The 23,859-nt window shown below is 65.4% G+C and carries 25 protein-coding genes and 1 tRNA gene; 19 read left to right on the top strand and 7 right to left on the bottom strand.

Annotated elements, in window-relative coordinates:
- Positions 1-16: 16 nt before the first annotated feature.
- Entirely contained in the window at positions 17-736 is a 720-nt protein-coding gene (locus tag ACTXGA_RS13170) for a phosphatase domain-containing protein (protein WP_443394330.1), read from the bottom strand.
- 126 nt (positions 737-862) lie between these two features.
- Here ACTXGA_RS13170 and ACTXGA_RS13175 point away from each other — a divergent pair, with 126 nt between their 5' ends.
- Positions 863-2,059 carry a pyridoxal-phosphate-dependent aminotransferase family protein gene (locus tag ACTXGA_RS13175; protein ID WP_443394332.1) on the top strand — a complete coding sequence of 399 codons (1,197 nt, stop codon included), beginning with the start codon at positions 863-865 and terminating at the stop codon, positions 2,057-2,059.
- Positions 2,060-2,361: 302 nt separating this feature from the next.
- Here the strand turns inward: ACTXGA_RS13175 and ACTXGA_RS13180 are convergent, their stop codons facing one another.
- Together ACTXGA_RS13180 and ACTXGA_RS13185 are read right to left on the bottom strand one after the other, a co-directional pair.
- The gene (locus ACTXGA_RS13180; RefSeq protein ID WP_443394334.1) at positions 2,362-3,045 is read right to left on the bottom strand and encodes an ABC transporter ATP-binding protein; all 684 of its coding nucleotides are present in this window, start codon (positions 3,043-3,045) and stop codon (positions 2,362-2,364) included.
- Positions 3,038-4,324, bottom strand: coding sequence for a lipoprotein-releasing ABC transporter permease subunit (locus tag ACTXGA_RS13185; RefSeq protein WP_443394335.1), 1,287 nt, complete (start codon positions 4,322-4,324; stop codon positions 3,038-3,040). The genes ACTXGA_RS13180 and ACTXGA_RS13185 overlap by 8 nt, the downstream gene beginning before the upstream one ends.
- Before the next feature lie 148 nt (positions 4,325-4,472).
- Here ACTXGA_RS13185 and ACTXGA_RS13190 point away from each other — a divergent pair, with 148 nt between their 5' ends.
- The 4 genes from ACTXGA_RS13190 (at position 4,473) to ACTXGA_RS13205 (ending at position 7,456) form a co-directional block, all read left to right on the top strand.
- The gene (locus ACTXGA_RS13190) at positions 4,473-4,802 is read left to right on the top strand and encodes a DnaJ family domain-containing protein (protein ID WP_443394337.1); all 330 of its coding nucleotides are present in this window, start codon (positions 4,473-4,475) and stop codon (positions 4,800-4,802) included.
- Between the two features lie 106 nt (positions 4,803-4,908).
- The gene (locus ACTXGA_RS13195; RefSeq protein WP_443394339.1) at positions 4,909-6,021 is read left to right on the top strand and encodes a pyridoxal phosphate-dependent aminotransferase; all 1,113 of its coding nucleotides are present in this window, start codon (positions 4,909-4,911) and stop codon (positions 6,019-6,021) included.
- A gap of 138 nt (positions 6,022-6,159) precedes the next feature.
- Positions 6,160-6,366 carry a histidinol phosphate aminotransferase gene (locus tag ACTXGA_RS13200; RefSeq protein WP_443394341.1) on the top strand — a complete coding sequence of 69 codons (207 nt, stop codon included), beginning with the start codon at positions 6,160-6,162 and terminating at the stop codon, positions 6,364-6,366.
- A 106-nt stretch (positions 6,367-6,472) separates the two neighbouring features.
- Positions 6,473-7,456 carry an Ldh family oxidoreductase gene (locus tag ACTXGA_RS13205; RefSeq protein ID WP_443394343.1) on the top strand — a complete coding sequence of 328 codons (984 nt, stop codon included), beginning with the start codon at positions 6,473-6,475 and terminating at the stop codon, positions 7,454-7,456.
- A 103-nt stretch (positions 7,457-7,559) separates the two neighbouring features.
- Here ACTXGA_RS13205 and ACTXGA_RS13210 read toward each other — a convergent pair whose 3' ends face one another.
- Both ACTXGA_RS13210 and ACTXGA_RS13215 read right to left on the bottom strand, forming a co-directional pair.
- Positions 7,560-7,994, bottom strand: coding sequence for a DMT family transporter (locus ACTXGA_RS13210; protein ID WP_443394345.1), 435 nt, complete (start codon positions 7,992-7,994; stop codon positions 7,560-7,562).
- 11 nt (positions 7,995-8,005) lie between these two features.
- Positions 8,006-8,416, bottom strand: coding sequence for a PaaI family thioesterase (locus tag ACTXGA_RS13215; protein WP_443394346.1), 411 nt, complete (start codon positions 8,414-8,416; stop codon positions 8,006-8,008).
- Positions 8,417-8,552: 136 nt separating this feature from the next.
- Here ACTXGA_RS13215 and ACTXGA_RS13220 point away from each other — a divergent pair, with 136 nt between their 5' ends.
- Both ACTXGA_RS13220 and ACTXGA_RS13225 read left to right on the top strand, forming a co-directional pair.
- Positions 8,553-9,023 carry a c-type cytochrome gene (locus tag ACTXGA_RS13220; protein ID WP_443394348.1) on the top strand — a complete coding sequence of 157 codons (471 nt, stop codon included), beginning with the start codon at positions 8,553-8,555 and terminating at the stop codon, positions 9,021-9,023.
- 65 nt (positions 9,024-9,088) lie between these two features.
- Complete coding sequence (locus ACTXGA_RS13225) at positions 9,089-9,508, top strand: c-type cytochrome (RefSeq protein WP_443394350.1); 420 nt, start codon at positions 9,089-9,091, stop codon at positions 9,506-9,508.
- Positions 9,509-9,712: 204 nt separating this feature from the next.
- Here ACTXGA_RS13225 and ACTXGA_RS13230 read toward each other — a convergent pair whose 3' ends face one another.
- Positions 9,713-10,300, bottom strand: coding sequence for a TetR/AcrR family transcriptional regulator (locus ACTXGA_RS13230; protein ID WP_443394352.1), 588 nt, complete (start codon positions 10,298-10,300; stop codon positions 9,713-9,715).
- A 79-nt stretch (positions 10,301-10,379) separates the two neighbouring features.
- Between ACTXGA_RS13230 and ACTXGA_RS13235 the strand changes: the two genes are divergently transcribed.
- The 5 genes from ACTXGA_RS13235 to ACTXGA_RS13255 all read left to right on the top strand — a co-directional run bounded on the left by ACTXGA_RS13235 (position 10,380) and on the right by ACTXGA_RS13255 (position 15,340).
- On the top strand, positions 10,380-10,706 hold the full coding sequence (locus tag ACTXGA_RS13235; RefSeq protein WP_443394354.1) for a hypothetical protein: 327 nt from the start codon (positions 10,380-10,382) through the stop codon (positions 10,704-10,706).
- Positions 10,707-10,855: 149 nt separating this feature from the next.
- Positions 10,856-12,142 carry a homoserine dehydrogenase gene (locus tag ACTXGA_RS13240; protein ID WP_443394356.1) on the top strand — a complete coding sequence of 429 codons (1,287 nt, stop codon included), beginning with the start codon at positions 10,856-10,858 and terminating at the stop codon, positions 12,140-12,142.
- A gap of 171 nt (positions 12,143-12,313) precedes the next feature.
- A complete protein-coding gene (gene glpX, locus ACTXGA_RS13245) occupies positions 12,314-13,288 on the top strand; it encodes a class II fructose-bisphosphatase (RefSeq protein ID WP_443394358.1) in 975 nt (324 codons plus the stop codon).
- A gap of 87 nt (positions 13,289-13,375) precedes the next feature.
- Entirely contained in the window at positions 13,376-15,130 is a 1,755-nt protein-coding gene (gene recJ, locus ACTXGA_RS13250) for a single-stranded-DNA-specific exonuclease RecJ (RefSeq protein WP_443394359.1), read from the top strand.
- A gap of 135 nt (positions 15,131-15,265) precedes the next feature.
- Positions 15,266-15,340 (top strand) — tRNA-Glu (locus tag ACTXGA_RS13255).
- A 402-nt stretch (positions 15,341-15,742) separates the two neighbouring features.
- Here the strand turns inward: ACTXGA_RS13255 and ACTXGA_RS13260 are convergent.
- The gene (locus ACTXGA_RS13260; RefSeq protein WP_443394361.1) at positions 15,743-16,447 is read right to left on the bottom strand and encodes a GntR family transcriptional regulator; all 705 of its coding nucleotides are present in this window, start codon (positions 16,445-16,447) and stop codon (positions 15,743-15,745) included.
- 168 nt (positions 16,448-16,615) lie between these two features.
- Here ACTXGA_RS13260 and ACTXGA_RS13265 point away from each other — a divergent pair, with 168 nt between their 5' ends.
- The 7 genes from ACTXGA_RS13265 to ACTXGA_RS13295 all read left to right on the top strand — a co-directional run bounded on the left by ACTXGA_RS13265 (position 16,616) and on the right by ACTXGA_RS13295 (position 23,843).
- A complete protein-coding gene (locus ACTXGA_RS13265; protein ID WP_443394363.1) occupies positions 16,616-17,656 on the top strand; it encodes a TRAP transporter substrate-binding protein in 1,041 nt (346 codons plus the stop codon).
- A 125-nt stretch (positions 17,657-17,781) separates the two neighbouring features.
- A complete protein-coding gene (locus tag ACTXGA_RS13270) occupies positions 17,782-19,857 on the top strand; it encodes a TRAP transporter large permease subunit (protein ID WP_443394365.1) in 2,076 nt (691 codons plus the stop codon).
- Positions 19,858-19,867: 10 nt separating this feature from the next.
- A complete protein-coding gene (locus ACTXGA_RS13275; protein ID WP_443394367.1) occupies positions 19,868-19,990 on the top strand; it encodes a dihydroxy-acid dehydratase in 123 nt (40 codons plus the stop codon).
- Positions 19,991-20,000: 10 nt separating this feature from the next.
- On the top strand, positions 20,001-21,731 hold the full coding sequence (araD, locus tag ACTXGA_RS13280; protein ID WP_443394369.1) for an L-arabinonate dehydratase: 1,731 nt from the start codon (positions 20,001-20,003) through the stop codon (positions 21,729-21,731).
- A gap of 51 nt (positions 21,732-21,782) precedes the next feature.
- Positions 21,783-22,199 (top strand): VOC family protein, encoded by a 417-nt coding sequence (locus ACTXGA_RS13285; RefSeq protein WP_443394371.1) that lies wholly within the window; start codon positions 21,783-21,785, stop codon positions 22,197-22,199.
- Complete coding sequence (locus ACTXGA_RS13290; RefSeq protein WP_443394373.1) at positions 22,196-23,116, top strand: dihydrodipicolinate synthase family protein; 921 nt, start codon at positions 22,196-22,198, stop codon at positions 23,114-23,116. The genes ACTXGA_RS13285 and ACTXGA_RS13290 overlap by 4 nt, the downstream gene beginning before the upstream one ends.
- Before the next feature lies 1 nt (position 23,117).
- Positions 23,118-23,843 carry a ribonuclease activity regulator RraA gene (locus ACTXGA_RS13295; protein ID WP_443394375.1) on the top strand — a complete coding sequence of 242 codons (726 nt, stop codon included), beginning with the start codon at positions 23,118-23,120 and terminating at the stop codon, positions 23,841-23,843.
- The last annotated feature ends 16 nt before the right edge of the window (positions 23,844-23,859 follow it).

The raw sequence follows: 23,859 nt of genomic DNA on the forward strand, positions 1-23,859 counted from the left end.
GCGCCGCAGGCTTGTGTTACTGTCTGCCAAGCATCAGCTCCCGCGCGACGTCCAGTTCCGGTTTGCGCGCATCCCATCCGGCCTGGATGATCTTGGCGCGGTACTCGTGACGGATCCAGTCCTCGAACCCGATCTCGCCCAGCGTCAGCCGCGCCTCGTACAGGCGCAGCACATAATCCTGCACGCCGGTCTTGGTGAAATCGAGATGCATGTAGCGGATGCCAAGCTGCTTCTTGGCCTCCTCGATGGGCGCATCCTCGAACACCAGGAGATACATCGCCGCCACGAACCCGGCCCGGTCCGCGCCGGACTTGCAATGAAACATCATCGGCTTTTCCGCCGCGCGCAACGCCTCGATCACGTTGAGGATGCGCGACCGCGGGGCCGCCTCGCGCGCCCAGAGCTTGGCATCGACCAGCGTCATGCCCAGCTGTTCGACGCTTTCCTGCTCGAACAGGTAATGGGAATACTTGTCCGGCCCGCGCAGGTTGACGACCGTCTTGATCCCCATCTTCGCATAGCGTTCGAACCGCCGGTGCGTCGGCTGGTTCGACCGGTAGACCCCAGGCGCGATCTGATAGAAATTGGTCCAGAGCACCCGCAGAAAGGCATGGTCGAACAGGTTGTAATGCAGCTTTGACCAGCGCCGCGCCGAGGGCGTCGAGATGTCCTTGCCGAAGGAGTGGCGCAGGCGTCGTTCCGCCGCGTCCAGTTTGCTCCAGAGTCTAGCCAGCATGCGCGCGCGTCCCCTGCGTTCCGGCGGGCGGTTTACGCGTCAATTCACGGGCTGTCCAGCAAGGGCCGGTATTGACGGCGGAGCGTCGCACGATAAAGGTCGCCGCGTTTGCCCAAGGGAGGTGTCATGCCGCTAGCTTCTGGTCGCCCCTACATGGCCCTTCCCGGGCCCTCCATGATGCCCGACAGGGTGCTGCAGGCCATGCACCGGCCCGCGCCAGACATCTATGCCGCGGACCTGCACCAGATGGTGGCGGGCCTGATTCCCGACTTGCGCAGCGTCGCCGGGACAGCACAGGGCCATGTGGCCATGTATATCTCAAACGGTCACGGCGTCTGGGAGGCGGCCCTGTCCAACACCGTCTTTGCCGGGGAAACCGTGCTGGTGCCCACCACGGGCGCCTTTGGCCACGGCTGGGCCGATATGGCGCGTGCCATCGGGGCGGAGGTCGAGATCCTCGAACATGGCCGCCAGTCACCGATTGACCCCGAACGGGTGCGCGCGGCCCTGCTGGCCGACAAGCAACAGCGGATCAAGGCGGTATTGGCGGTGCATGTGGACACCTCGTCTTCGGTCCGGTCCGACATTGCAGCCCTGCGCGCGGTGCTGGACGAGGTCGGGCATCCGGCGCTTCTGATGGCCGACTGCATCGCCTCTTTGGGATGTGACCGGTTCGAGATGGACAACTGGGGCGTCGATGTGATGGTCACCGGCTCGCAAAAGGGGCTGATGGTGCCACCGGGCATGGGGTTTGTGTTCTTCAACGCCCGCGCGATGGAGGTCCGCCACCAGATGCCGCGCGTGTCGATCTATTGGGACTGGGCGCCGCGTGCGGAGCCGGAGATGTTCTACCAGTATTTCGGCGGCACCGCGCCCACCCATCACCTCTACGGGCTGCGCGAGGCGCTGACCATGATGATGGACGAGGGGATGGAGGCGATCTGGACCCGGCATGCGCGCCTTGCGCAGGCGCTCTGGGCGGCGGCAGACTGCTGGTCCGCCGAGGGGCCGTTCCGGCTGAACGTGCCGGAAGCGAAACATCGGTCGCACGCCGTGACGGCGGCGCAACTGGGCGCGCCCTTGGGCGACCGGCTGCGGGACTGGTGCCGGGATGAGGCGGGGGTTTCTCTGGGGATCGGGCTGCGCGTCGGCGATACCGAGGACCCGACCGGATCGGGCTATTTCCGCTTTGGCCACATGGGGCATCTGAACGCGCATGGTATGCTGGGCCTGATCGGCGTGGTCGAGGCCGGGTTGACGGCCTTGCAGATCCCGCATTGCGGCGGCGCGCTGGACGCGGCGGTCCACGCGCTGGCGGACTAGGGGTTTCGGGTTTCGCCTCGCCTTTGGCGAGGCGATCCGCGCGCGCCCTGCGGGCGCGCGTTTGCCGGGGTTTATGCGGGACGGTCTTTCGCTTCCTGAACCCACCAAAGAACAACCCCCGGGCCGGTTCCCCGCAACCGTCCTGTCGCTGATTGAGGCCTGAACCAGACCCTCTGCCCCTGCAAGGGCAAGCCGAGCTGCGCTCGGGGCTGCGCCCCCTTGCAGCGCCAGAGGCTCCGGTTCCCTTCGGCCTCAGCGACAGGACGGCTCCGGAGAACAGGCCCTTTGCGGGGGGCGGCGGGTCACGCCTCTTGCAGCAGCCCGCCGTCCAGCCGCAGCTGGCGATCCATCCGCGCGGCAAGCTCAAGGTTATGCGTGGCGATCAGCGCCGACAGCCCGGTTTCGCGCACCAGCGTCATCAGCGCGCCGAACACCCGGTCCGAGGTCGAGGGATCGAGGTTCCCGGTCGGTTCATCCGCCAGCAGCAGGCGCGGCGCATTGGCCATCGCCCGGCAAAAGGCGACGCGCTGCTGTTCGCCCCCCGACAGGGCAGCGGGCCGGTGATCGGCACGGTCGGCGATGCCCACGCTTTCCAGCAGGGCGCGCGCCCGGGTGTCGGCAGCGGCGCGCGCCGTGCTATTGGCCAGTTGCGGCAGCACGATGTTTTCCAGCGCGGTGAATTCGGGCAGCAGGTGGTGGAACTGGTAGACAAAGCCCACGTCCGCGCGGCGCACGGCGGTGCGGCGCCGGTCGCTCTGGCCCTGCATCGCCTCGCCGCCGATGTCCACCGTGCCCGCATCCGGCGTGTCCAGCAGCCCCGCGATGTGCAGGAGCGTCGATTTGCCCGCGCCGGAGGGCGCGACCAGCGCCACCACCTCACCGCGGGCCAGGGTCAGGTCGATGCCGCGCAGCACCTGAACCTCGCCCGGCAGGCCCTTTTTGTAGGTCTTTTCGATCCCCGTCAGCCGCAGCACCGTTTCACTCATAGCGCAGCGCCTCCACCGGGTTCATCCGCGCAGCGCGCCGGGCCGGAAAGATCGTGACGATGAAACTGAGCCCCAGCGACAGGCCGACGGCGGAGAGCACGTCCCTGAGGTGCAGTTCTGCGGGCAGGGCATAAATGCCGCGGATCGAGGGATCCCAGACGCCGCCGCCCGACAGGTAATTCACCGTGGCAAAGATCGGGTCGATGTAGATCGCGAAGAGGCAGCCCAGGATCACGCCCGCGATCGTGCCGAGGATGCCGGTGAAGGACCCGCAGATGAAGAACACCCGCATGACGGAGCCTTCGGTCAGGCCCATGGTGCGCAGGATGCCGATGTCGCGGCCCTTGTTCTTGACCAGCATGATCAGCCCGGAAACGATGTTCATCGTGGCGATCAGCACCAGCACCGAGAGGATCACGAACATCACGTTATCCTCGACATCCAGAGCGCGCAGGAACCCGCTGCTGGCGTCCTGCCATGTCCAGATGATGGTGCCCGCGCCCGCCGCCTGACCGATGGCGCCGGTATAGCTGTCGACATGTTCGGGGTCCTCGACGGTGATTTCCAGCTCATCCGCCACGCCGTCGCGGTTGAAATAGAGCTGCGCCTCCTCGAAGGGCATGTAGATCCGGGTGCGGTCGATGTCATAGCGCCCGGCGGTGAAGATATAGGTGACGGGATAGGCCTTGACCCGGGGCGACACGCCGAAGGCCGTCTTGACCCCGTCGGGGGAGATCAGCTTGACCTCATCGCCCAGACCCACGCCCAGCATCTGCGCCACGCCCGATCCGATGGCGATGCCCTGGTCGAAATCGACGATATTGCCGACGCCGGTTTCCATGTCGGCGATGCGGGGGATCTCGATCAGATCAGCCTGCGCGATGCCAAAGACCTCGACGCCCGCGTTGCGCCCCTGCGCCGTGGCCATGACCTGCCCCTTGACCAGCGGGGCCACCCGCGTCACGCCCTCGACCGCGCGCACCTGCTCGGCCATGGCCGCGTAGTCGGGCAGGGTCCGAGTCGTCACGCCGTTCTCGTCCAGCCGCTGCACGTGGTAGACCGTGACATGGGCATTGGCCCCCACGATCGTATCCACGAATTCGGCGCGGAACCCGGACCGCACCGCCAGCGTCGCGATCAGCGCAAAGACCGCCAGCGTGATGCCGATCAGCGAAATCCACGTCATCACCGAAACGCCGCCCTCGGCGCGTTTTGCGCGCAGGTAGCGCCAGGCAATCATCCACTCGAAGGGGGCAAAGGGGGGCGGTTGGCGCGTCATGGCTCTTTCTGTCCTGCTCTTGCGCGGAAACTGGCCTTTTGCCCGGTCCGGGTCAAGTTGTCGCCTGCGCCCGCGCGCGACGCTCCGCCTGTTGTGACCGGGCGCAGGCATGCCTATCTTTGCAGGTGTCCCAACGCCGGAGCCCCCCATGCCCAACCTCAGCCGCCTGACAGAGGCCCAGATCCGCAAGGCCGAGGCCGAAGGCAAGCTCAAGAACCTCGAAGGAGAGGGCAAACCCCTGCCGAACCGCCCCGGGGACGCGCTGGTCGACGCGGGCGACGCGGCGGGCTTTCGCATCATGGCAGAGGCGGGCGCGCTGCCCGAGGAAATCCGCCTCAAGGCGCAACTGGATCAGGCCCGCGCCGACTGGCAGGCCGCCAGTGATCCGGCCGAGAAGAAACGCCTGATGGCGCGTCTGGCCGATCTGCAGATGCGTTATGAAATCGCCCGCGACGCCCGTCGCAAATTCATGCGGTGACGCCCGTCGTAAATTCATGCGTCAACGCATGCCGCAGGTTCCTGCGCTGACGCGGCGCACAATTCATCCGTTGACGCGGCGCGCGGCCTGACCATAACTGCCGCCCATGACCGGACCCCGCTATCCCGCCCTCATCGCCTCCTTGCCCGCAACCGTGCCCTTCGTCGGCCCCGAACTGCAGGAGCGCGAGCGCGGCGCAAAATTCCGCGCCCGCCTTGGCGCGAACGAAAGCGTCTTTGGCCCGTCGCCCTTCGCCATCGCCGCGATGCAGGATGAGGCGGTCGAGGCGTGGAAATACGCCGACCCCAGCCATATCGACCTCAAGGCCGCGCTGGCCGAGGAAATGGCATGTACCCCGGACAACATCCTGATCGCCGAAGGCATCGACGGCCTGCTGGGCTATACGGCGCGGCTGATGGTGGAACAGGGCGACGCGGTGGTGACATCGGACGGCGCCTATCCGACCTTCAACTACCATGTCACCGGCTTTGGCGGCGTGCTGCACAAGGTGCCCTACGCGGGCGACCACGAAAACCTCGCGGGCCTGATCGACAAGGCCGCAGAGGTGGACGCCAAGCTGCTCTACCTTGCCAACCCGGACAATCCGATGGGCACATGGCACAGCGGTGCCGCCATTGAGGCGGCGCTGGACCGGCTGCCGGAGGGCTGCGTCATGGTGCTGGACGAGGCCTATATCGAATTCGCCCCCGAAGGCACCGCGCCGAATATCGACCCCGAAGATGCCCGCGTCCTGCGCTATCGCACCTTCTCCAAGGGGTTCGGGCTGGCCGGGATGCGCGTGGGTTATGTCTGCGGCGCGGCGGCGACGATCCGTGCCTTCGACAAGATCCGCAACCATTTCGGCATGACGCGGCTTGGCCTTGCCGGGGCGCTGGCCGCGCTTGGGGATCGCGAATGGCTGGACGAGGTGGTGCGGCTGGTCGAGGAATCGCGCGATGAAATCGGGCGCATCGTACAGGCCAACGGCCTGACGCCCTTGCCCTCGGCCACGAATTTCGTCGCCGTGGATTGCGGGCGCGATGGCGATTTCGCGCGCCGGGTGCTGGCCGAACTGATTGCCGAAGGCGTCTTTGTCCGCATGCCCTTTGTCGCCCCGCAGGACCGCTGCATCCGCATCAGCGCCGGTCGGCCAGAGGACTTGAAGGTGCTGGCAGAGGCGCTGCCGGTGGCCCTGAAACGCGCCCGCGACGGCGATTGACTGCCTGCTGACCGCCTGTCGCGCGGGCAGTCACGAACAAGTTTACGAAAATTTCAGGGCTTCCGGTCATCCTGACCTGACAACCGCGCCTGCTGCGCTATTCTGTCACAGGTGTTGCTTGTGACAGGAGGTCGAAAAATGTCCAGCCATCAACCGAAACCGGTCGAGGATTACATGACCGCCAATATGGTCCTGATCTTCGTCAACCTGCTCTGGGTCTTTGTGGCCCTCTGGTCCTACTGGGGTCTTGGCCCGGTCCTGATCATCGCGGCCCTGCTCAATCACCTGATCACCCGGCTGGATGAGGCGCGCCGCCGCCACGACGGCCCTTTTGACCGCGCCTGATCCGGGCAGACAATCGCCATGACGTTGCCGCCCGCAACCGGGCGGGCATCTTTCCTTATGTCCTTGGGCGTTCTAGCCTTGCCGCTCCCCTTTGACCGGAGCCGTCATGCCTCAGATCCCCGTCGCCCAGATCGCCCTCTTGTCCGAACAGGCGCTTGTCGCCCATGGCGCCAGCGCCCCGATCGCGGCGGAAATGGCCCGCGCCATTGCCTGGGCAGAGGCACGCGGCAACCGGATCTGCGGTCTCTACTACCTCGAAAGCTATTGCCAGCAGTTGCAGACGGGCCGCGTGGATGGACAGGCCGTGCCGGTGGTGGAGGAGCCGCGCGCTTCTGAGATCCGTGTGGACGCGGCGCATGGCTTTGCCCAGCCCGCCTTTGCCGCCGGTTTGCCGCAGGCGCTGGCGGCGGCGCGCGAAACCGGCGTGGTCAGCCTTGCGCTGCATCACGCCCACACCTGCACCGCGCTGGGCTATTTCTGCGAACAGATCGCGCTCGGCGGGGCGCTGGGGCTGGGGCTGACCAATGCCTCGCCCATCGTCGCCGCACCGGGGGGCAAGACCCGCGTGATCGGCACCAACCCGATCTCCTTTGCCGTGCCGGACGGGCAGGGCGGGGTGGCCATGCTCTTCGATCAAAGCACGACCACCGTGGCGCTGGGCCGGATCACCATGGCCAAGGCTGCCGGTGAGGCCATCCCCGAAGGCTGGGCCGTCGATGCCGAGGGCCGCCCCACCACGGACCCGGAGGCCGCGCTGGCGGGCTCGCTGACCTCTGCCGGGGGCTACAAGGGCTGGGGCTTTGGCCTGATGGCCGAGATCCTCGCCGCCTGCCTTGGCGGAGGGGTGCTCAGCAAGGAGGTCAAACCGCTCAAGGCGCCAGAGGGGCAGCCGCATGACCTTGGCCAGTATTTCCTGATCATCGACCCGGGGCAGGGCGCGTTTTTCGACCGGCTGGCTCAGTTGGCTCAGGTGGTCACACAGGACGACGGCGCGCGGATCCCGGGCGCGGGGCGGGTTCCCTCCGACAGCGCGGACGTGCCCGATGCGCTCTGGCAGCAATTGCGCGATCTGGCGGGGGAAAAGGCCTGACCGGAGGGGGCGCTTTTGGGGCGCATTCGTCACCAAAGGGTTAATTCGCGCCTGTAACCCCTTGATCTGGCATTCCCCCTAAGCTGTCCACGCGTGGACACCCTCAGGCCCGCTGCGTGATCCAGACCCCCAGCGCCATCACCCCCAGCCCCGTCGCCCGCGTCAGGGTCAGGGGCGACACCCGCGCCCCGAACAGCCCGAAATGATCGATGGCGGCGGCGCTGATCATCTGTCCCAGCAGCACGAAAAAGATCGCGTTTCCGATGCCGAATTTCGGCGCGATGATCGTCACTGACAGCACGTAAAACGCCACCAGGCAGCCGCCCAGAAACAGGTGCCGGGGCGCCTCCGCGACACCCCCCAGCCCCTTCGCCCCGGTCACGCCCCAGATCACCGAGACCGACAGCAAGGCCACACAAAACAGCACCAGCGCCGCCGCGATGGGAGAGCCCAGCCGCACCCCCAAGGCCGCATTCAGAGCGGCCAGCGTCGGGATGCCGATGCCGGCCAGCAGCATCACCAAGGCATAGTGAGTCATCCCCGATCCTTTCATGACGGCAGAAAGAAGGTCGCGCTGGCCACCGCCACCGGCGCCGCGTCGGGCAGACGCTCCAGCGTCGCCTCGGCAAAGATCATCGCCCGCCCCGCCTTGATCACCCGCGCCGTGCAGCGCACCGCCTCGCCCCGCGCGGCGCTCAGAAAGCGGGTTTCAAGATTGGTGGTGGCCACCGGCTTGAACTCTCCCAGCCGCCCGGCGCAGGCAAAGACCATCGAGGTATCCGCCAGCGTCGCCAACGCCTGACCGCAGACGATCCCGCCGACACGGGCGATTTCGGGGGTGATCGGAACCTCCAGAACCGCCGCATCGGGGCCGATTGCGGTGACCTCTGGCCTCAGGGACAGCACCCAGGGTGCGAAATTCTCTTCCAAGAGACGCTGCGCGATGGCAGGATCGTTCATGAGGGACCTCCGATAATCCGGCGTCACAATGACCGGAGCCGGGGCCGCTGTCACCCGTCTTGAACGGGGCGTGCGCGGCAATCGTCCCCGGGGGCGACAGGCCGCCCCGGCAAAAGAAAAAAGACGGAGCAGGACAATGAAGAGATTTCTTCTGGCGATAACGGCGGTGCTGGCGGTTTCCGCCTGCGATACGCTCACGACCAAGCTGGACGGCACCAGCCGGTCATGGTTCACGCCGCTGACCGATCCGGTGGCCGAGGATGCCATGCATCCCGGGGCCGCGATCTACAACCGGAACTGCGCCTATTGCCACGGCGACACGGGGCAGGGCGACGGCGCGCTGGGCCGTGAGCTGCCGGTGGCGCCGGTGGACCTGACCCTGTTGGCCGCAGCCAACGGCGGCACCTTTCCGGCCGAGCGGGTGCTGGAGACCGTGCATGGCTATCCGGGCAAGTTCCACCGCGGCTCGATGCCCGAGTTCGGGCAGGAACTGTCTGGCCCATTGGTCGAGTGGCGCGCGCCGTCGGGTGAGATCATCATGACGCCCAAGGGGCTGATGGATGTGGTCAGCTATGTGGAGAGCCTTCAGGCGGACCGGGACGGCTGAGACGGCGGGCTTGCCAGTTCCTGCGGGCTTTGGCAGGAGAGACGGCAGAGAGATCGGGGGCAGCGATGCACAGAATTGGATTCGCGCTGGTGACGGCGCTGGGGCTTGCGGGATGTATGGAGACCGGGCCGGGCGCGATGCCGGAGCCATCGGACGGGCGGGCGCTGTTCATGCAGAACTGCGCGGTCTGTCACGGTGAGGACGGGCGCGGCAATGGCACGATGGCGCGGGCGATGAAGAAGGCGCCAGCCAACCTGACGCTGATCTCTGTCCGGCATGGCGACACGTTTCCGCGGGCCAAGGTGATGTCGATCATCGACGGCTATGCGCGCTCGGACCTGTCGGGGCCGGGAATGCCGGAATTCGGCGCGCTGCTGGAGGGCGATCTGGTCCCTTATGACAGCGGCGATGGCAAGCTGACACCGACACCGCGCAAGCTGGTGGCGCTGGCGGAATATCTGGAGTCGATTCAGGCCACGCGGTAAGGCGCATTTGGGGGTGTCCACGCGTGGACACGAAGTTGACGCAACGTCTTCAATGACTTCTGGAGACGATTTTACCTTTGGTTTACGGATCGGGACCTTGGAGAGGGCCGGGAACGGCGGTCGTTTCGGCCCTGAACGGGCCGCAACATCGCCCCGCCCACCGTCCCGCAGACGCGCTTTGCGGCGCGAGGACGGTGAGATCGGTCAGGCGGCGACCGCTTTGCGGACCATAGTCCAGTAGTGATCCTGCACCTGCGTGCCGCTGAGGCGGCCCCCGGGGCGATACCATGTGGTGACACCGGTCAGCATGGCAATCACCGCCATTGTCGTCAGCTTGGTGTCCGCGATGTCGAAAACCCCAGCCGCGCGGCCTGCCTGCAGGATCGATTCAAGCTCTGTCTCGTAGGCGTGGCGCAACCGTTCGATCACCGCGAAGTTCTGCGGTTCCAGGTTGCGCAATTCCATATAGGCGATGAAAACGAGGTCCGGCCTGTCGAGGTGGTAGGCGATGTGGAAGCGTACGAAGGATTCCAGTTCCGCCACCGGATCCGACGCCGCCTCGCGCGCCTGCCACGACGCCAGCAGATCGTCGAGGTGCCCCTTCATCAGCGAGAACAGCAGCGCCTGCTTGTCCGGCGTATAGTTGTAGAGCGCCCCGGCCTGCAGGCCGACCGCGCCCGCGATCTGGCGCATCGACACGGCGGCATAGCCGTGTTCGGCGAAAAGCCGAAGCGCCGCGTCGCGGATGCGTGGACCGGTGATCCCGGAGTGACTGCCCTGTGTGCGTGCCATGCCGCACAGATTATCTGAACGAGCGTTCATATCAACCCGGATGCTTGCGCGCGGGTATCGGCTGGGGCAAGAGTGAGCCATGTCGTTGCGGACCCGATCATACACGGCCTTTGCGCTGCTGGCCTTTGCGGTCGGGCTGACGGCCTGCACGCAGTTTCCGGAACTGGACGCGGCGCAGACGCCGGGCGTGGAAACGGCCCCCTTTCCGAAACTCTTGCCGCTGGACGACCTGTTGGGCGGTCCGATGCCCGAGGTGTCGGCGGAGACGATCACCTATGTCGAGGGCCGGGTGGGCGCCCTGCAGGCGCGCGCCGACAGGCTGCGCCGGGCGCAGGTGGCGCAGGGACCCGTCGACAGCCGCATAGCGCGACTGCGGCAGAAGGCGGCGGATCTGCGCACCCAATAGGGCGCGATGCCCGCGGAACCGGCGTCGAAATCACACAATCGCAGAGAATGGGCCGGGCGGAGCAACCGCCTGCCTGCCTGCCCTTGCCCCTGTCGCGGCTTGGCGATAACCGGAGGCGCGAAGGAAAACAGCCCAGAGGAGCCTCTCCCATGTCCCAGGTTTTGCGTCTTGGAATCGCCGGTCTGGGGACCGTGGGCACAGGTGTCGTCAAGATCGTGCGCCAGAAGGCGGCGTTGCTGGCGGAACGCTCTGGCCGGAGCATCGAAATCAGCGCGGTGTCGGCGCGGACGCGCGACAAGGACCGCGGCGTGACCCTGTCCGATTATGCATGGGAAGACGATCCCGTGGCGCTGGCCACGCGCGACGATGTGGATGTCTTTGTCGAACTGATGGGCGGCAGCGACGGCCCGGCCAAGGCGGCGGTCGAAGCGGCGCTGAAGGCGGGCAAGGACGTTGTCACCGCCAACAAGGCGATGCTGGCCCACCACGGCCAGGCGCTGGCCCTCTTGGCGGAGGAAACCGGCGCGGTGCTGCGGTTCGAGGCGGCGGTGGCGGGGGGCATCCCGGTCATCAAGGCGCTGACCGAGGGGCTGGCCGGGAATGACATCGAACGCGTCATGGGCGTGATGAACGGCACCTGCAACTACATCCTGACACGGATGGAGGATGCGGGGCTGAGCTATGACGAGGCCTTTGCCGAGGCGGACGGGCTTGGCTATCTGGAGGCCGATCCGCAGCTGGACGTGGGCGGCATCGATGCGGGGCACAAGCTGTCGCTGCTGTCCTCCATCGCCTTTGGCACGCAGGTCAATTTCGACGCGGTCGAGCTGGAAGGCATTGGCAAGGTCACCATCGACGACATTCACCACGCCGCCGACATGGGTTTCCGGATCAAGCTGCTGGGCGTGGCGCGCATGACGGGCCGGGGGCTGGAACAGAGCATGGCGCCCTGCCTTGTGCCTGCGGGTTCGCCGCTGGGCCAGTTGCAGGGCGGCACCAACATGGTGGTGATCGAGGGCGATCAGGTTGGCCAGATCGTCATGCGCGGTGCCGGTGCCGGAGAGGGCCCGACGGCCAGCGCGGTGATGGGCGACGTGATGGATATTGCGCGCGGTCTGCGGGTGTCGACCTTTGGCCGCCCGGCGGGTGCCCTGGTCGAGGCGGCCCCGGCCAAGGCCTCGGCCCCGGCGCCCTATTACCTGCGCATGGCGCTGGCGGACAAGCCGGGCGCGCTGGCCAAGGTGGCGACGGCGCTGGGCGAAGCGGGGGTGTCGATCCACCGGATGCGCCAGTACGACCACACCGATGACAGCGCCCCGGTTCTGATCGTGACGCACAAGACCACGCGCGCCGCGCTGGATCAGGCGCTGACCGCGATGGAGGCCACCGGCGTGGTGCTGACCGTGCCCGTCGCCCTGCGCATCGAGGAAGTCTGACGCCGCGCAGGCACAAAAGGTGACAGACGGGGCGGGCCGATTGGTGCCCGCCTTTTTCGTGATTGCTTTGGAAAGCACACCCTTGGGATGTAGCGCGGCAATGCCCTTGCGGGCCGGTCCCGGCGCGGGGTACTCAACAGGCGATGCTGCTCTCACGAAGGAACACCGGCAATGTCCGCTCCCAAAGATTTCAATGACCGTATGCTTTCCCTTGGCCTTGCCCGCGTGGCGGAACAGGCCGCCATCGCAAGCGCCGACTGGATCGGCCGCGGCGACGAGAAAGCCGCCGATCAGGCGGCGGTCAACGCCATGCGCGAGCAGTTGAACAAGCTGGACATCAAGGGTGTCGTCGTCATCGGCGAGGGCGAACGGGACGAGGCGCCGATGCTGTATATCGGCGAAGAGGTCGGCAGCGGCAACGGACCGGGCGTGGACATCGCGCTGGACCCGCTGGAAGGCACGACGCTGACCGCCAAGGACATGCCGAACGCGCTGACCGTGATTGCCATGGGCCCGCGCGGCAGCATGCTGCACGCGCCGGACGTCTACATGGATAAGCTGGCCATTGGTCCGGGCTTCAAACCCGGGGCCGTCACCCTGTCCATGAGCCCGGCAGAGCGGGTTTCGGCGCTGGCCTCGGCCAAGGGCTGTTCGACCAAGGACATCACCGTCTGCGTGCTGGAGCGTCCGCGTCATGAGGCCATGATCGAAGAGCTGCGGTCCACGGGCGCGTCGATCCGTCTGATCACGGATGGCGACGTGGCCGGTGTCATGCACTGCGCCGAGCCGCATGTGACGGGAATCGACATGTATATGGGGTCCGGTGGCGCGCCCGAGGGCGTGCTGGCGGCAGCCGCGCTGAAATGCATGGGCGGGCAGATCTATGGCCGGCTGCAGTTCCGTAACGACGACGAACGCGGCCGCGCGGCCAAGGCCGGGATCACCAATCTGGACCGGGTCTATACCCGCGACGACATGGTGACCGAGAACGTGATCTTTGCCGCGACCGGCGTCACCAACGGATCGTTGCTGCCGGGGTTGAAGCGTGAGCCGGGTTATACAACGACCGAAACCTTGCTGATGCGGTCCAAGACCGGCTCCGTCCGGCGGATGGTCTATCGCAACCCGTTCAACCACGAGGCCTGAACCCTGGCCGGGGAAGGGGGCGCTGCCCCCGTCGCCTGACGGCGACTCCCCCGGCGTATTTTGAAAGAGAAGAAACCGGGAGAGTCCGTGTCCTATCTGGGGGTGGAGAGCAGTCTGACCGGGCGGCGCTGGGTCGGACCCGGACCCGAACAGGCGCGGCAGGCCGAGGCGCTTGTGCAGCGCACGGGGTTGCCCAATGCGTTATGTGCCGTGCTGGCGCGGCTGGGGGTCGAGGCGGGCGCGGTCGATGACTATCTTGCGCCGACGCTGCGGACCTTGTTGCCCGATCCGCGCAGTCTGAAGGACATGGAGCGCGCGGCGGCGCGGTTCCTGCAGGCGGTGCGGGGGCGCGAAAGGATTGCCGTCTTTGCCGATTACGACGTGGACGGCGGGGCCTCTGCCGCGCTGTTGATCGATTGGTTGCGGCAGGTGGGGCGGCCCGCAACGCTGTATGTGCCGGACCGGATCGACGAGGGGTATGGGCCCAACGTTCCCGCGATGACGGCGCTTGCGGCCGAGCATGACCTGATCCTCTGCGTCGACTGCGGAACCCTGTCGCATGAGCCGATCGCGGCGGCGAAGGGAGCGGCGGATGTGGTGGTTCTGGACCACCACCTGGGCAGCGAGACGCTGCCCGAGGCGCTGGCCGTGGTGAACCCCAACCGTCAGGATGAGGATGGGGCGCTGGCGCATCTTTGCGCGGCGGCGGTGGTGTTCCTGATGCTGGTCGAAGCCGGGCGGCAGATGCGCGAGGCCGGGGCGCAGGGCCCCGACCTGATGGCGCTGCTGGACCTGGTGGCGCTGGCCACGGTGGCCGATGTGGCGCCGTTGAAAGGTGTGAACCGGGCGCTGGTGCACCAGGGGCTGAAGGTCATGGCGCGACGGTCGCGCCCCGGTTTGGTGGCCCTGTCAGATGTGGCGCGGCTGGAGCGCGCGCCGTCGTCCTATCACCTGGGATATGTGCTGGGTCCGCGGGTCAATGCCGGGGGCCGGATCGGCAAGGCGGATCTGGGTGCGCGTCTTCTGGCCTGTGAGTCGGAGCATGAAGCGCGGGCCATGGCCGAACAGCTGGACATTCTGAACGCGGAGAGGCGTGAGATCGAGACCGCTGTTCGCGCCGCTGCCGTGGCGCAGGCCGAGGAACGCGGGCTGGACGGGCCGCTGGTCTGGGCGGCGGGCGAGGGGTGGCATCCGGGGGTTGTGGGCATTGTCGCTTCGCGGTTGAAGGAGCAGACCAACCGGCCCAGCATCGTGATCGGGCTGGAGGGTGATGAGGGCAAGGGCTCTGGCCGGTCCGTTCCGGGGGTCGATCTGGGCGCGGCGATCCAGCGGCTGGCCAGCGAGGGGCTGTTGATCAAGGGCGGCGGGCACAAGATGGCCGCCGGGCTGACCGTGGCGCGCGAAAAGCTGGAACCGGCGATGGCGCGACTGTCCGAGCTGCTGGAGCGGCAGGGCGCGGGGCAGGGAGGCCCCGCCGATCTGCGCCTTGACGGGGTATTGATGCCGGGGGCGGCGACGCTGGAGCTGTGCGAACAGCTGGAGCGCGCGGGCCCCTACGGTGCCGCGGTTTCCGGGCCGAGGTTCGTGCTGCCGGACATGCAGATTCGTTTTGCCAAGCGCGTGGGGCAGGGGCACCTGAAACTGACCGTGTCGGACGGGCTGGGCACGAACCTGGATGCGATTCTGTTTTCCGCCTTCGACAGTCCGATCGGGCCGGCGCTGGAGGATCACAAGGGCACAAGATTCCATCTTGCGGGCAAGCTGGACGTGAATTTCTGGCAAGGCCGAAGCACCGTTCAACTGCGTCTGGACGATGCGGCGCCGGCCTCGACAGAGGGCTGAAGGGCGGGTCCGAAAAAGGTCATGCCGGCAGGTCAAAAAACTGAATTTTCTGCTTGCAAGCACCGCGCGCTTTTCATAGAACCCGCCTCACGCCGCAGCGACGGTCCTTGAGACAGCGCCGCAGCGGACCAGAGTGGCCCGTTCGTCTATCGGTTAGGACGCCAGGTTTTCAACCTGGAAAGAGGGGTTCGATTCCCCTACGGGCTGCCACTTTCCTTTTTCCTTCTGAAAAATCAGTGCCTTAGGGTCCGGTATTGTCTTGCGTGTTCGCGCGGCGGCAAAAGTGGGGCAGTTTCCTTCGAGTTCTCTCCTCTTTTCTTCTTTGGCGCGGCTTCGGCGCGGACGGGTTGGTTCGGGCCTTTGGTGTATCGAGAGACGACCTTCGAAGGTTGGTTCCGGGTAAACACCTTGATCCCGAAAACTGAGCCGCTCGGAAAGGGGGCGGGTTGTCTGCAGGTTGTCTGCAGGTTTCGGAAGCATTTGTAGGCTTTCAGCCTGTTCGAGAGCGTGAACGGCAGCGCCGGGGCAGATGTTGACAGCGCATGGGGGGCTCGCCCTGCGATTGAATGTGGCGTCACAGGAGATTGGGGGCCAAGGCGCTGCTGATCCGGCCTATTCGGAAAAATAGTCCGGATACTCTTTGCGCAGGGCGTCGAGGCGGCTCATCGTGCCGGAGAGGTGGCTGCGCATGGCCTCGGCGGCGGCGTCGGGATCGCCGGCGGAGATGCTGAGCAGGATCTGCCTATGGTGTTTGACAATGTCGGCCATCTTGCCCTTGGAGGGCAGGTCGAGCCGCTGGCAGCGGGTCAGGTGGCCCAGCCTGCGCAGCAGCATCTGTTGCAGGTTGACCATGCCGACCCCGGCAAAGAGCGTGCGGTGAAAGCTGCGGTCCAATTCGTAGAACAGGTCCATCTGCGCGGTGTTGCCCAGCAGCGCCTCCTGCATCTGCACGATGGCCTCCGCCCGGGGCACGGTTTCCGAGCCCGGGTTCTGGGCGAGCCGCCGGACCACCTCTGTTTCGATCGCGACGCGCAGGAATTGCGTTTCCTGCAACTGGTCGACGTCGATGCGTTTCACCACCGTTCCGGACTGCGGCATGATCTTGATCAGCCCGTCCTCTTCCAGTTTCTGCATGGCGTCGCGCAGGGGCGTCAGGGAGACGCCGAACTCTTTGGCGAGCGCGTTGCGCGACAGGATCGTGCCGGGCGGAAATTCCAGCGTGACAATCTTGATGCGGAGGCGGTCATAGACCGTGCCGACCGCCGAGGAGGGCGCGATTTCGGGATTGTTTTCAAAGGTTTGTTCCAGCGATGCCATGGCCCTGAAAACTCCTTTCGCGCGCCTTTCGTCCGGGGGGACGTAGTACAGGGCAGTGCCCTATTCAATCAGGATTGACCGGTCTGGGCAACTAATATATTAGTCAACGTACCTGCGGACCAGTCATGCGGAGGAGGTATGACAGCGGCAGGCCATTGGGAGGAAATCATGAAATTCGAAATGCTGAAGGCCCTGACCAGGGTTGGGGCCATGGCGGCGGTTGTCGCGGCCTCCGCCACCGCGGTGACCGCCGCGGACCGCGTGCTGAAGATCCAGACCTCGTCCAACGCAAGCCACGCCTCGCTGGCCTATCTCAACGAAGAGTGGGTGCCGAAGCTTGAGAAGATGACCGGCGGGTCGCTGACTGTCGAACTGCTGCCGGTGGATGCGGTTGTGCCGCGCCGCGAGACCGCAGAAGCGATTTCGGTCGGCATTCTGGATGGTGACCTGACCTCGATCAACTATTTCGCCGGTGTCGATCCGGCCTTTGCCCTGATGGGCGACCTGATTGCGGGCTACGATTCCGCCGACCAGATCCAGGCGTTCTGCGCACAGGGCGGCGGCAAGGAAATGCTGCAAAAGCTGTTCGATGCGCATTTCGAAGGTGTGCATGTGGTCGGCTGCGGCGCCTATGCGCGTGAGGCATTCGTGTCCAAGGTGCCGGTGCGCGGCGTGGCGGACCTCAAGGGCCTGAAAATCCGCTCTCCCGAAGGTCTGGCCGCCGACGTGTTCAAACGTGCAGGGGCGGCGCCGGTGTCGATGTCCGGGTCCGAAACCTATGGCGCGCTGGACAAGGGCGTGATCGACGCGGCGGACAACTCGGCCTATGCCAACAACGACGCCAACGGCATGCACAAGATCGCCAAGTACCCGATCTTCCCCGGCATCCATTCGACCCCGATCCTGCAGTTCACCGTCTCCCACATGGTCTGGGAAGAGCTGACAGAGGCAGAACAGGTCGCGCTGGAGACATGGTATCTGGCGGCCTACAACGGCCTGCGGCAGCACTTCGACCGCCTCGACCGCCAGTTGGTGGCACGGGACAAGGCCGCCGGTGAGCTGGAAATCATCGACTGGCCGCAGTCCGAGCGGGATGCGCTGCGCGCCATCGCTCAGGAAGCCTGGGCCGACTTTGCCGCCGGCTCTGACCTCGCCAAGGAAGTCTTTGACACGCATGTCGCCTTCATGAAGCAGGCCGGCCTCCTCTGAGGTCCACTGAACAAGACGAAAACGTGCCCCGGGGATGACCCGGGGCCGCTTTCATCGCGTCGGCCGGGGCAGGCGGACGTGTGCCGCCCGGTGCGGCATCGGGATGGAACCGCGCGGGGAATGAAATGAGCCAGGAATACCAGAAGGCGCTGGAGGATACCGACATCGAGATCGCGGCGCAGGATCCGCTGCACGACGATCCCGATCTGTCGATGGAGGATTACACGCCGGTCGATCACTTCAGCCATGTGGTCGGCATCGCGATTTCGTCCTTTTACCTCGTGGCGGCGCTGGCCACGCTGTACGAAGTCTTTTCCCGCTATGTGCTGAACGCGCCAACCTTCTGGGCCTTCGAGACGGTGATGGTGACGGTGGCGGCGGCGTGGATGCTGTCGGCGGGCTATGTCACGCTGAAAAAGCGTCATATCGGCATCACGGTGATCCACGGGCTGACCACCAAGCGACAGCAATGGTGGCTGGACCTGTTTGCCATGCTGGTGGGCGTCGTCGCGCTGTATATGCTGCTGACCGACGCACCGATCCGCGCCTATGTCAGCGTCGAGCGGGTGGAAAAGAGCGGCTCTGCCTTCAACTCTCCGCTGCCGATGATGATGAAATCGCTGATGGTGGTCGGCGCCTTCATGTACTTGGCGCAGTTGATGATGAACCTGCACCGGCATGTGACGTCCTCTGCCGCGAAGTGGATCGTCAAGATCGTCGCTGCCTACTTTGTGCTCTACTTCGTGTCGGCCTTCCTGTCCCAGTACTTCGACTGGTCGGTGGCCAATGCCTTCTCCGGTTTCATCACAGATATCGGCAAGGCGATGGACCCGTCCCAAGCGCTGCAGATGCGCAAGATGGATCTGGGCACCGTTTCCCTGATCATGGTGATCATGCTGATCGCGCTGATGATGACGGGCATGCCGCTGGGCATCGTCACGCTGATCGTCTCGGTCATCATGGCCATCGGCTTTTTCGGGCCGCGCGGTTTGTTCCTTGTCTCGTCGAACGCGGTTGGCCTGCTGGAGCATTACAGCCTTGTCGCGGTGCCGTTCTTTGTCCTCATGGCCTCGATCCTTGAACGGGCGGGCATTGCCGAGGACCTGTTCGACGCAATGAGCATCTTTGCCGGAAACCTGCGCGGCGGGGTGGCGGTGCAGACGACAGTGGTTGCCGTGATCCTTGCCGCCATGTCCGGCGTCATGGGCGGCGAGATCGTGATGCTGGGCCTTGTGGCGCTGCCGCAGATGTTCCGCCTTGGCTATGACCGCAAGATCACCATCGGCCTGATCTGCGCCGCGGGGGCGCTGGCCACGTTGATCCCGCCGTCGATCATCATGATCGTCTATGGCCTGTCCGCAGAGGTGGGCATCGGCGACCTGTTCATGGCCGGGGCCATTCCGGGTATAATGCTGGCGATCTTCTACGCGGGCTACGTGCTGATCCGCGTCAACATCACCCCCTCGATGGCACCGACGGCCGCCGAGGTGGCGCAGATCACCGGCAAGGACCAGAAGCTGACCAAGGACCGGCTGATCGCCGTGTTCCTTTGCATCCTGTTGATCGGCGCGGTCATGGGCTCGATCTATGGCGGCGTCGCCTCTGTGACAGAGGCCGCAGCGGTGGGCTGCATCGGTGCGCTGCTGGTGGCCGCCGTGCGCAACCAGTTCAAGTGGGAGGTGCTCAGCGCCGCGCTGATGGGCACCATGACGACCGTTGGCACGATCATCTGGCTGATCCTTGGCGCGGTCAGCTTTGTCGGCATCTTCAACCTTGTGGGCGGCGGCGATTTCATGCGCTCGCTGTTCCTTGGGATGGGCCTGTCGGCGATGGGCACCGTGCTGGTGATGATGCTGATCCTAATGGTGCTGGGCACCTTCATGGAATGGATCGCCATCGTGCTGATCACGGTGCCGGTCTTTGCCCCGGTGGTGATGACACTGGCGCCCGAGCTTGGCCTGACAGAGGATCAGGCCAAGATCTGGTTCGGCATCCTGTTTGTCATGAACATCCAGATCTATTTCCTGTCACCGCCCTTTGGCCCGGCTTGTTTCTGGCTGAAATCGGTGGCCCCCAAGGACGTGACCCTGCAGGAAATCTTTCTTGCCGTGCTGCCCTTCATCGGGTTGCAGATCGTCGGCCTGCTGCTGGTGATGTTCTTTCCGCAAATCGCCCTTTGGCTGCCCGAACTTTTGAATTGAGGACACTGAAATGATCGGAAGAGACTCCCGTCAAGACATCGACGGCTATGGCGTCTGGCCATGGCTTTTGGGACTTGTCATGGTTGCCGTGATTGTCGGCCTCATGTTCGGCCTGGCCAGCCCCATTTCCTGAAGGAGGTCACATGACCAAGAAACCCGAAGACCTTCGTTCCGCCCGCTGGTTCGCCCCGGATGACCTGCGTTCGATGGGGCACCGGTCCCGAGCAATGCAAATGGGGATGGATGGCGCGGACTGGGAAGGCAAACCCGTCATCGCGATCATCAACACATGGTCGGATCTGTCGCCCTGTCACCACCACCTGCGCGACCGCGCGGAATTCGTGAAGAAGGGTGTCTATCAGGCGGGCGGCATGCCGGTCGAGATGCCGGTGCATTCCTTTTCGGAGCAGTTCCTGAAGCCGACATCCATGCTGTATCGCAACATGGGCGCGCTGGAGGTCGAGGAGACGCTGCGCAGCCATCCCATCGACGGGGTTGTGCTGATGGGGGGCTGTGACAAGTCCACCCCGGCGCTTGTCATGGGCGCGGTCAGCATGGGGCTGCCGTTCATCTACATGCCCGCAGGCGCGATGCTGCGCGGCAATTACGCCGGCGAAAAGCTGGGCAGCGGCACGGACGTCTGGAAATACTGGGACGAACGCCGCGCCGGGACCATCACCAAGGACCAGTGGGACGGCGTGCAGGGCGGAATCGCACGCAGCTATGGCACCTGCATGACCATGGGCACCGCCAGCACGATGATGTCGATCGCCGATGGCTGGGGCCTGACGCTGCCGGGAGCCTCTTCCATTCCTGCGCCGGATGCGGGCCACAAACGCATGGCCGCCGCCTGCGGTCGCCGCGCCGTGGACATGGTTTGGGAGGACCTGACGCCCGACAAGATCATGACGTGGGAAAGCACGCGCAACGCGGTGATCGTGGCCATGGCGACCGGCTGTTCGACCAATGCGATCATCCACCTGATCGCCATGGCCCGCCGCGCCGGGATCGATCTGACGCTGGAGCATCTGGACGAAATCGGCCACACCACCCCGGTGCTGGCCAACCTGCGCCCCTCCGGCAAGGAGTACCTGATGGAGGACTTCTTTTACGCGGGCGGCCTGCCGGCGCTAATGAAGGAACTGGGTGACAAGCTGGACCTGTCGGTGATGACGGCGAACGGCCGCACGATGGGCGAGAACATCGCCGATGCGGTGAATTACAACAACGACGTGATCCGCCCGCTGTCCAACCCGGTTTACCACGAGGGGTCGCTGGCGGTGCTGAAAGGCAACCTTGCCCCCGATGGCGCGGTGATCAAGCCCGCCGCAATGGATCCGAAGTTTCAGACGCACTCTGGCCCGGCCATCGTCGCCGACAATTACGCCCAGCTGAAAGAGATCATCAACGACGAGAACTACCCCATGACGCCCGACAGCGTAATGGTGCTGCGCAATGCCGGGCCGCAGGGCGGGCCGGGGATGCCGGAATGGGGCATGATCCCGATGCCCAAGGCGCTGTTGAAACAGGGCCACCGCGACATGCTGCGGCTGTCGGATGCGCGGATGTCGGGCACCTCCTACGGGGCCTGCATCCTGCATGTGGCGCCAGAGGCATTCGTCGGCGGGCCACTGGCCCTGATCCAGACGGACGACATCATCGAGATCGATGTGCCCAACCGCAGCCTGAACGTGCGTCTGACGGATGAGGAACTGGCCGCGCGGCGCAAAAACTGGACGGCGCCGGAGCCGCGTTTCGAACGTGGATATGGCTGGATGTATTCCAAGCATATCGAACAGGCGGACAAGGGCTGTGATTTCGACTTCCTGCGCACGGAATTCGGCGCGCCGGTGCCGGAACCCGAAATCAACTGATATACTCGATGGGGCGGGCGCTTTGGCGTCGGGACACAGGAGGAAACACTGATGCCCATCACTCCCTACATTCATTTTGGCGGAAATTGCGAAGAGGCCCTGACCCATTACGCAAATGTCTTTGGCGGCGAGATCGAAATGCTGATGCGCTGGAGCGAGGGACCGCCGGACGTGCAGGTGGCGCCCGAGCATCAGAATTGGGTGATGCATGCCAGCCTGCGGATCGGCGAGTCGCGCCTGATGGCCTCTGACTCAATGCCGGAGCATTTCGTGCCGCCACAGGGTATTTCGGTGTCGATCGAGATCGACGGCCCCGATGAGGCCCGGGCGGCCTTTGACGCGCTCAAGGAGGGCGGACAGGCCTGGATGGAATTCGGGCCGACGTTCTGGTCCAGCGGTTTCGGAATGCTGACCGACCGCTTTGGAATCCAGTGGATGATCAGTCTAAGTGAAAGTCACGACACATGAACGAAGAAGACGGGCGCAGGCTTGCGTCGGCCTTGCGGGGCGTTTCGGGGATCCTCGTCACGCCCTTTGACCAGTCCGGCGAGATCGCGCCGGACCTGCTGAAACCCGTGGTCGACCGGGCGGTCGCTGCGGGCGTCCACGTCCTGACCGCCAATGGCAACACCGGTGAATTCTATGGCCTGACCGTCGCGGAGGCCTGTGACATGGTCCGGGCCGCAGGCGCGCATATCGCAGGCCGGGTGCCCATGGTGGCCGGGGTCGGGCGCGGTATCCGGGACGCGCAGGCGCTTGCCCGGGCCTCGGCCGAGGCAGGCGCCGCCGCCCTGATGATCCACCAGCCGCCCGATCCCTTTGTTGCGCCGCGTGGTCTGCTGGACTACGTGCAGGCGGTCCGTGAGGCCGGGCAGGGGCTGCCGATCATTCTTTACCTGCGCAACGACGCCATCGGCACAGAGGCCATCGCCGCGCTTTGCGGGATCGAGGGTGTCACGGGCGTCAAATGGGCCACCCCCAACCCGATGAAACTGAAGGCCGCGATCGAGGCTTGCCCGGATCACATCACCTGGACCGGCGGTCTGGCCGAGGTCTGGGCGCCGACCTTCTACGCGGTGGGCGCGCGGGGGTTCACCTCTGGCCTGATCAACGTCTGGCCGGAACGCTCTGTCGCGATCAACGCCGCGCTCGAAGGTGGCGATTACGCTGAGGCGCGTCGCCTGATCGCCGAGATGCAGGTGTTCGAGGACATCCGCGCCGAAGAACAGGGCGGTGCCAACGTGCCGGGCGTCAAGGCGGCGCTTGCAATGATGGGAGAGGATTGCGGAGCGGCCCGCCCGCCCGCCGCTTGGCCCCTTTCCGATAACCAGATCGCGCGGCTGCGCGAATTCATGACCACCAATGGCCTGATCCGAGGATCCTGAAATGACCGATCACCCCCTCAAACCCGAAACCAAAGCCAAGCTGGAACAGGTGTCCGTCGCCACGCTGGCCACCGCGCTCTACAAGCGCGGGCTGCGCCATCAGGCCATTCAGGACGTGCGCCCGCTGTCCCAGAAGGGCAAGAACATGGTCGGGCCCGCCTTTACCCTGCGCTACATGCCTGCCCGCGAGGACCGCAACCAGTTGGTCGAGTTCCGCAACCCCGAACATCCGCAGCGGGTGGCCATCGAAACCTGCCCGCCGGGGCATGTTCTGGTGATGGACAGCCGCAAGTCGGCCTATGCGGCCAGCGCGGGCGATATCCTGATCACCCGGCTGATGATGCGCGGTGGGGCCGGTGTGGTGACCGATGGCGGTTTCCGCGATGCGATGAACATCGCCAAGCTGGACATGCCCGCCTATCACTCGCGGCCCTCCAGCCCGACCAACCTGACCACCAACGAGGCCATCGACATCAATGTGCCGATCGGCTGCGGGGATGCGCCGGTCTTTCCGGGCGATATTGTCGTGGGCGACGATGACAGCGTCATCATCCTGCCGGCCCATCTGGCGGATGAAATCGCCGACGAGGCCATCGAGATGACCGCCTACGAGGATTTCGCGCTGGAGCAGGTCAAGAACGGTGCGGCGATCATCGGGCTGTACCCGGCAACCAAGGAAGAGAGCCTGGAGAAATTCGCCAAGTGGCGTGCTGACAACGGGCGGTAAGCGAAGGGGCCGCCTT

Source organism: Antarctobacter jejuensis (genome assembly GCF_052266595.1).
Taxonomy (GTDB): Bacteria; Pseudomonadota; Alphaproteobacteria; order Rhodobacterales; family Rhodobacteraceae; genus Antarctobacter; species Antarctobacter jejuensis.

Bases quoted from the DNA above. Each gene is read 5' to 3' on its own strand.
- ACTXGA_RS13170 (WP_443394330.1), bottom strand. From the start codon at position 736: ATGCTGGCTAGACTCTGGAGCAAACTGGACGCGGCGGAACGACGCCTG.
- ACTXGA_RS13175 (WP_443394332.1), top strand. From the start codon at position 863: ATGCCGCTAGCTTCTGGTCGCCCCTACATGGCCCTTCCCGGGCCCTCC.
- ACTXGA_RS13180 (WP_443394334.1), bottom strand. From the start codon at position 3,045: ATGAGTGAAACGGTGCTGCGGCTGACGGGGATCGAAAAGACCTACAAA.
- ACTXGA_RS13185 (WP_443394335.1), bottom strand. From the start codon at position 4,324: ATGACGCGCCAACCGCCCCCCTTTGCCCCCTTCGAGTGGATGATTGCC.
- ACTXGA_RS13190 (WP_443394337.1), top strand. From the start codon at position 4,473: ATGCCCAACCTCAGCCGCCTGACAGAGGCCCAGATCCGCAAGGCCGAG.
- ACTXGA_RS13195 (WP_443394339.1), top strand. From the start codon at position 4,909: ATGACCGGACCCCGCTATCCCGCCCTCATCGCCTCCTTGCCCGCAACC.
- ACTXGA_RS13200 (WP_443394341.1), top strand. From the start codon at position 6,160: ATGTCCAGCCATCAACCGAAACCGGTCGAGGATTACATGACCGCCAAT.
- ACTXGA_RS13205 (WP_443394343.1), top strand. From the start codon at position 6,473: ATGCCTCAGATCCCCGTCGCCCAGATCGCCCTCTTGTCCGAACAGGCG.
- ACTXGA_RS13210 (WP_443394345.1), bottom strand. From the start codon at position 7,994: ATGACTCACTATGCCTTGGTGATGCTGCTGGCCGGCATCGGCATCCCG.
- ACTXGA_RS13215 (WP_443394346.1), bottom strand. From the start codon at position 8,416: ATGAACGATCCTGCCATCGCGCAGCGTCTCTTGGAAGAGAATTTCGCA.
- ACTXGA_RS13220 (WP_443394348.1), top strand. From the start codon at position 8,553: ATGAAGAGATTTCTTCTGGCGATAACGGCGGTGCTGGCGGTTTCCGCC.
- ACTXGA_RS13225 (WP_443394350.1), top strand. From the start codon at position 9,089: ATGCACAGAATTGGATTCGCGCTGGTGACGGCGCTGGGGCTTGCGGGA.
- ACTXGA_RS13230 (WP_443394352.1), bottom strand. From the start codon at position 10,300: ATGGCACGCACACAGGGCAGTCACTCCGGGATCACCGGTCCACGCATC.
- ACTXGA_RS13235 (WP_443394354.1), top strand. From the start codon at position 10,380: ATGTCGTTGCGGACCCGATCATACACGGCCTTTGCGCTGCTGGCCTTT.
- ACTXGA_RS13240 (WP_443394356.1), top strand. From the start codon at position 10,856: ATGTCCCAGGTTTTGCGTCTTGGAATCGCCGGTCTGGGGACCGTGGGC.
- glpX (WP_443394358.1), top strand. From the start codon at position 12,314: ATGTCCGCTCCCAAAGATTTCAATGACCGTATGCTTTCCCTTGGCCTT.
- ACTXGA_RS13260 (WP_443394361.1), bottom strand. From the start codon at position 16,447: ATGGCATCGCTGGAACAAACCTTTGAAAACAATCCCGAAATCGCGCCC.
- ACTXGA_RS13265 (WP_443394363.1), top strand. From the start codon at position 16,616: ATGAAATTCGAAATGCTGAAGGCCCTGACCAGGGTTGGGGCCATGGCG.
- ACTXGA_RS13270 (WP_443394365.1), top strand. From the start codon at position 17,782: ATGAGCCAGGAATACCAGAAGGCGCTGGAGGATACCGACATCGAGATC.
- ACTXGA_RS13275 (WP_443394367.1), top strand. From the start codon at position 19,868: ATGATCGGAAGAGACTCCCGTCAAGACATCGACGGCTATGGCGTCTGG.
- araD (WP_443394369.1), top strand. From the start codon at position 20,001: ATGACCAAGAAACCCGAAGACCTTCGTTCCGCCCGCTGGTTCGCCCCG.
- ACTXGA_RS13285 (WP_443394371.1), top strand. From the start codon at position 21,783: ATGCCCATCACTCCCTACATTCATTTTGGCGGAAATTGCGAAGAGGCC.
- ACTXGA_RS13290 (WP_443394373.1), top strand. From the start codon at position 22,196: ATGAACGAAGAAGACGGGCGCAGGCTTGCGTCGGCCTTGCGGGGCGTT.
- ACTXGA_RS13295 (WP_443394375.1), top strand. From the start codon at position 23,118: ATGACCGATCACCCCCTCAAACCCGAAACCAAAGCCAAGCTGGAACAG.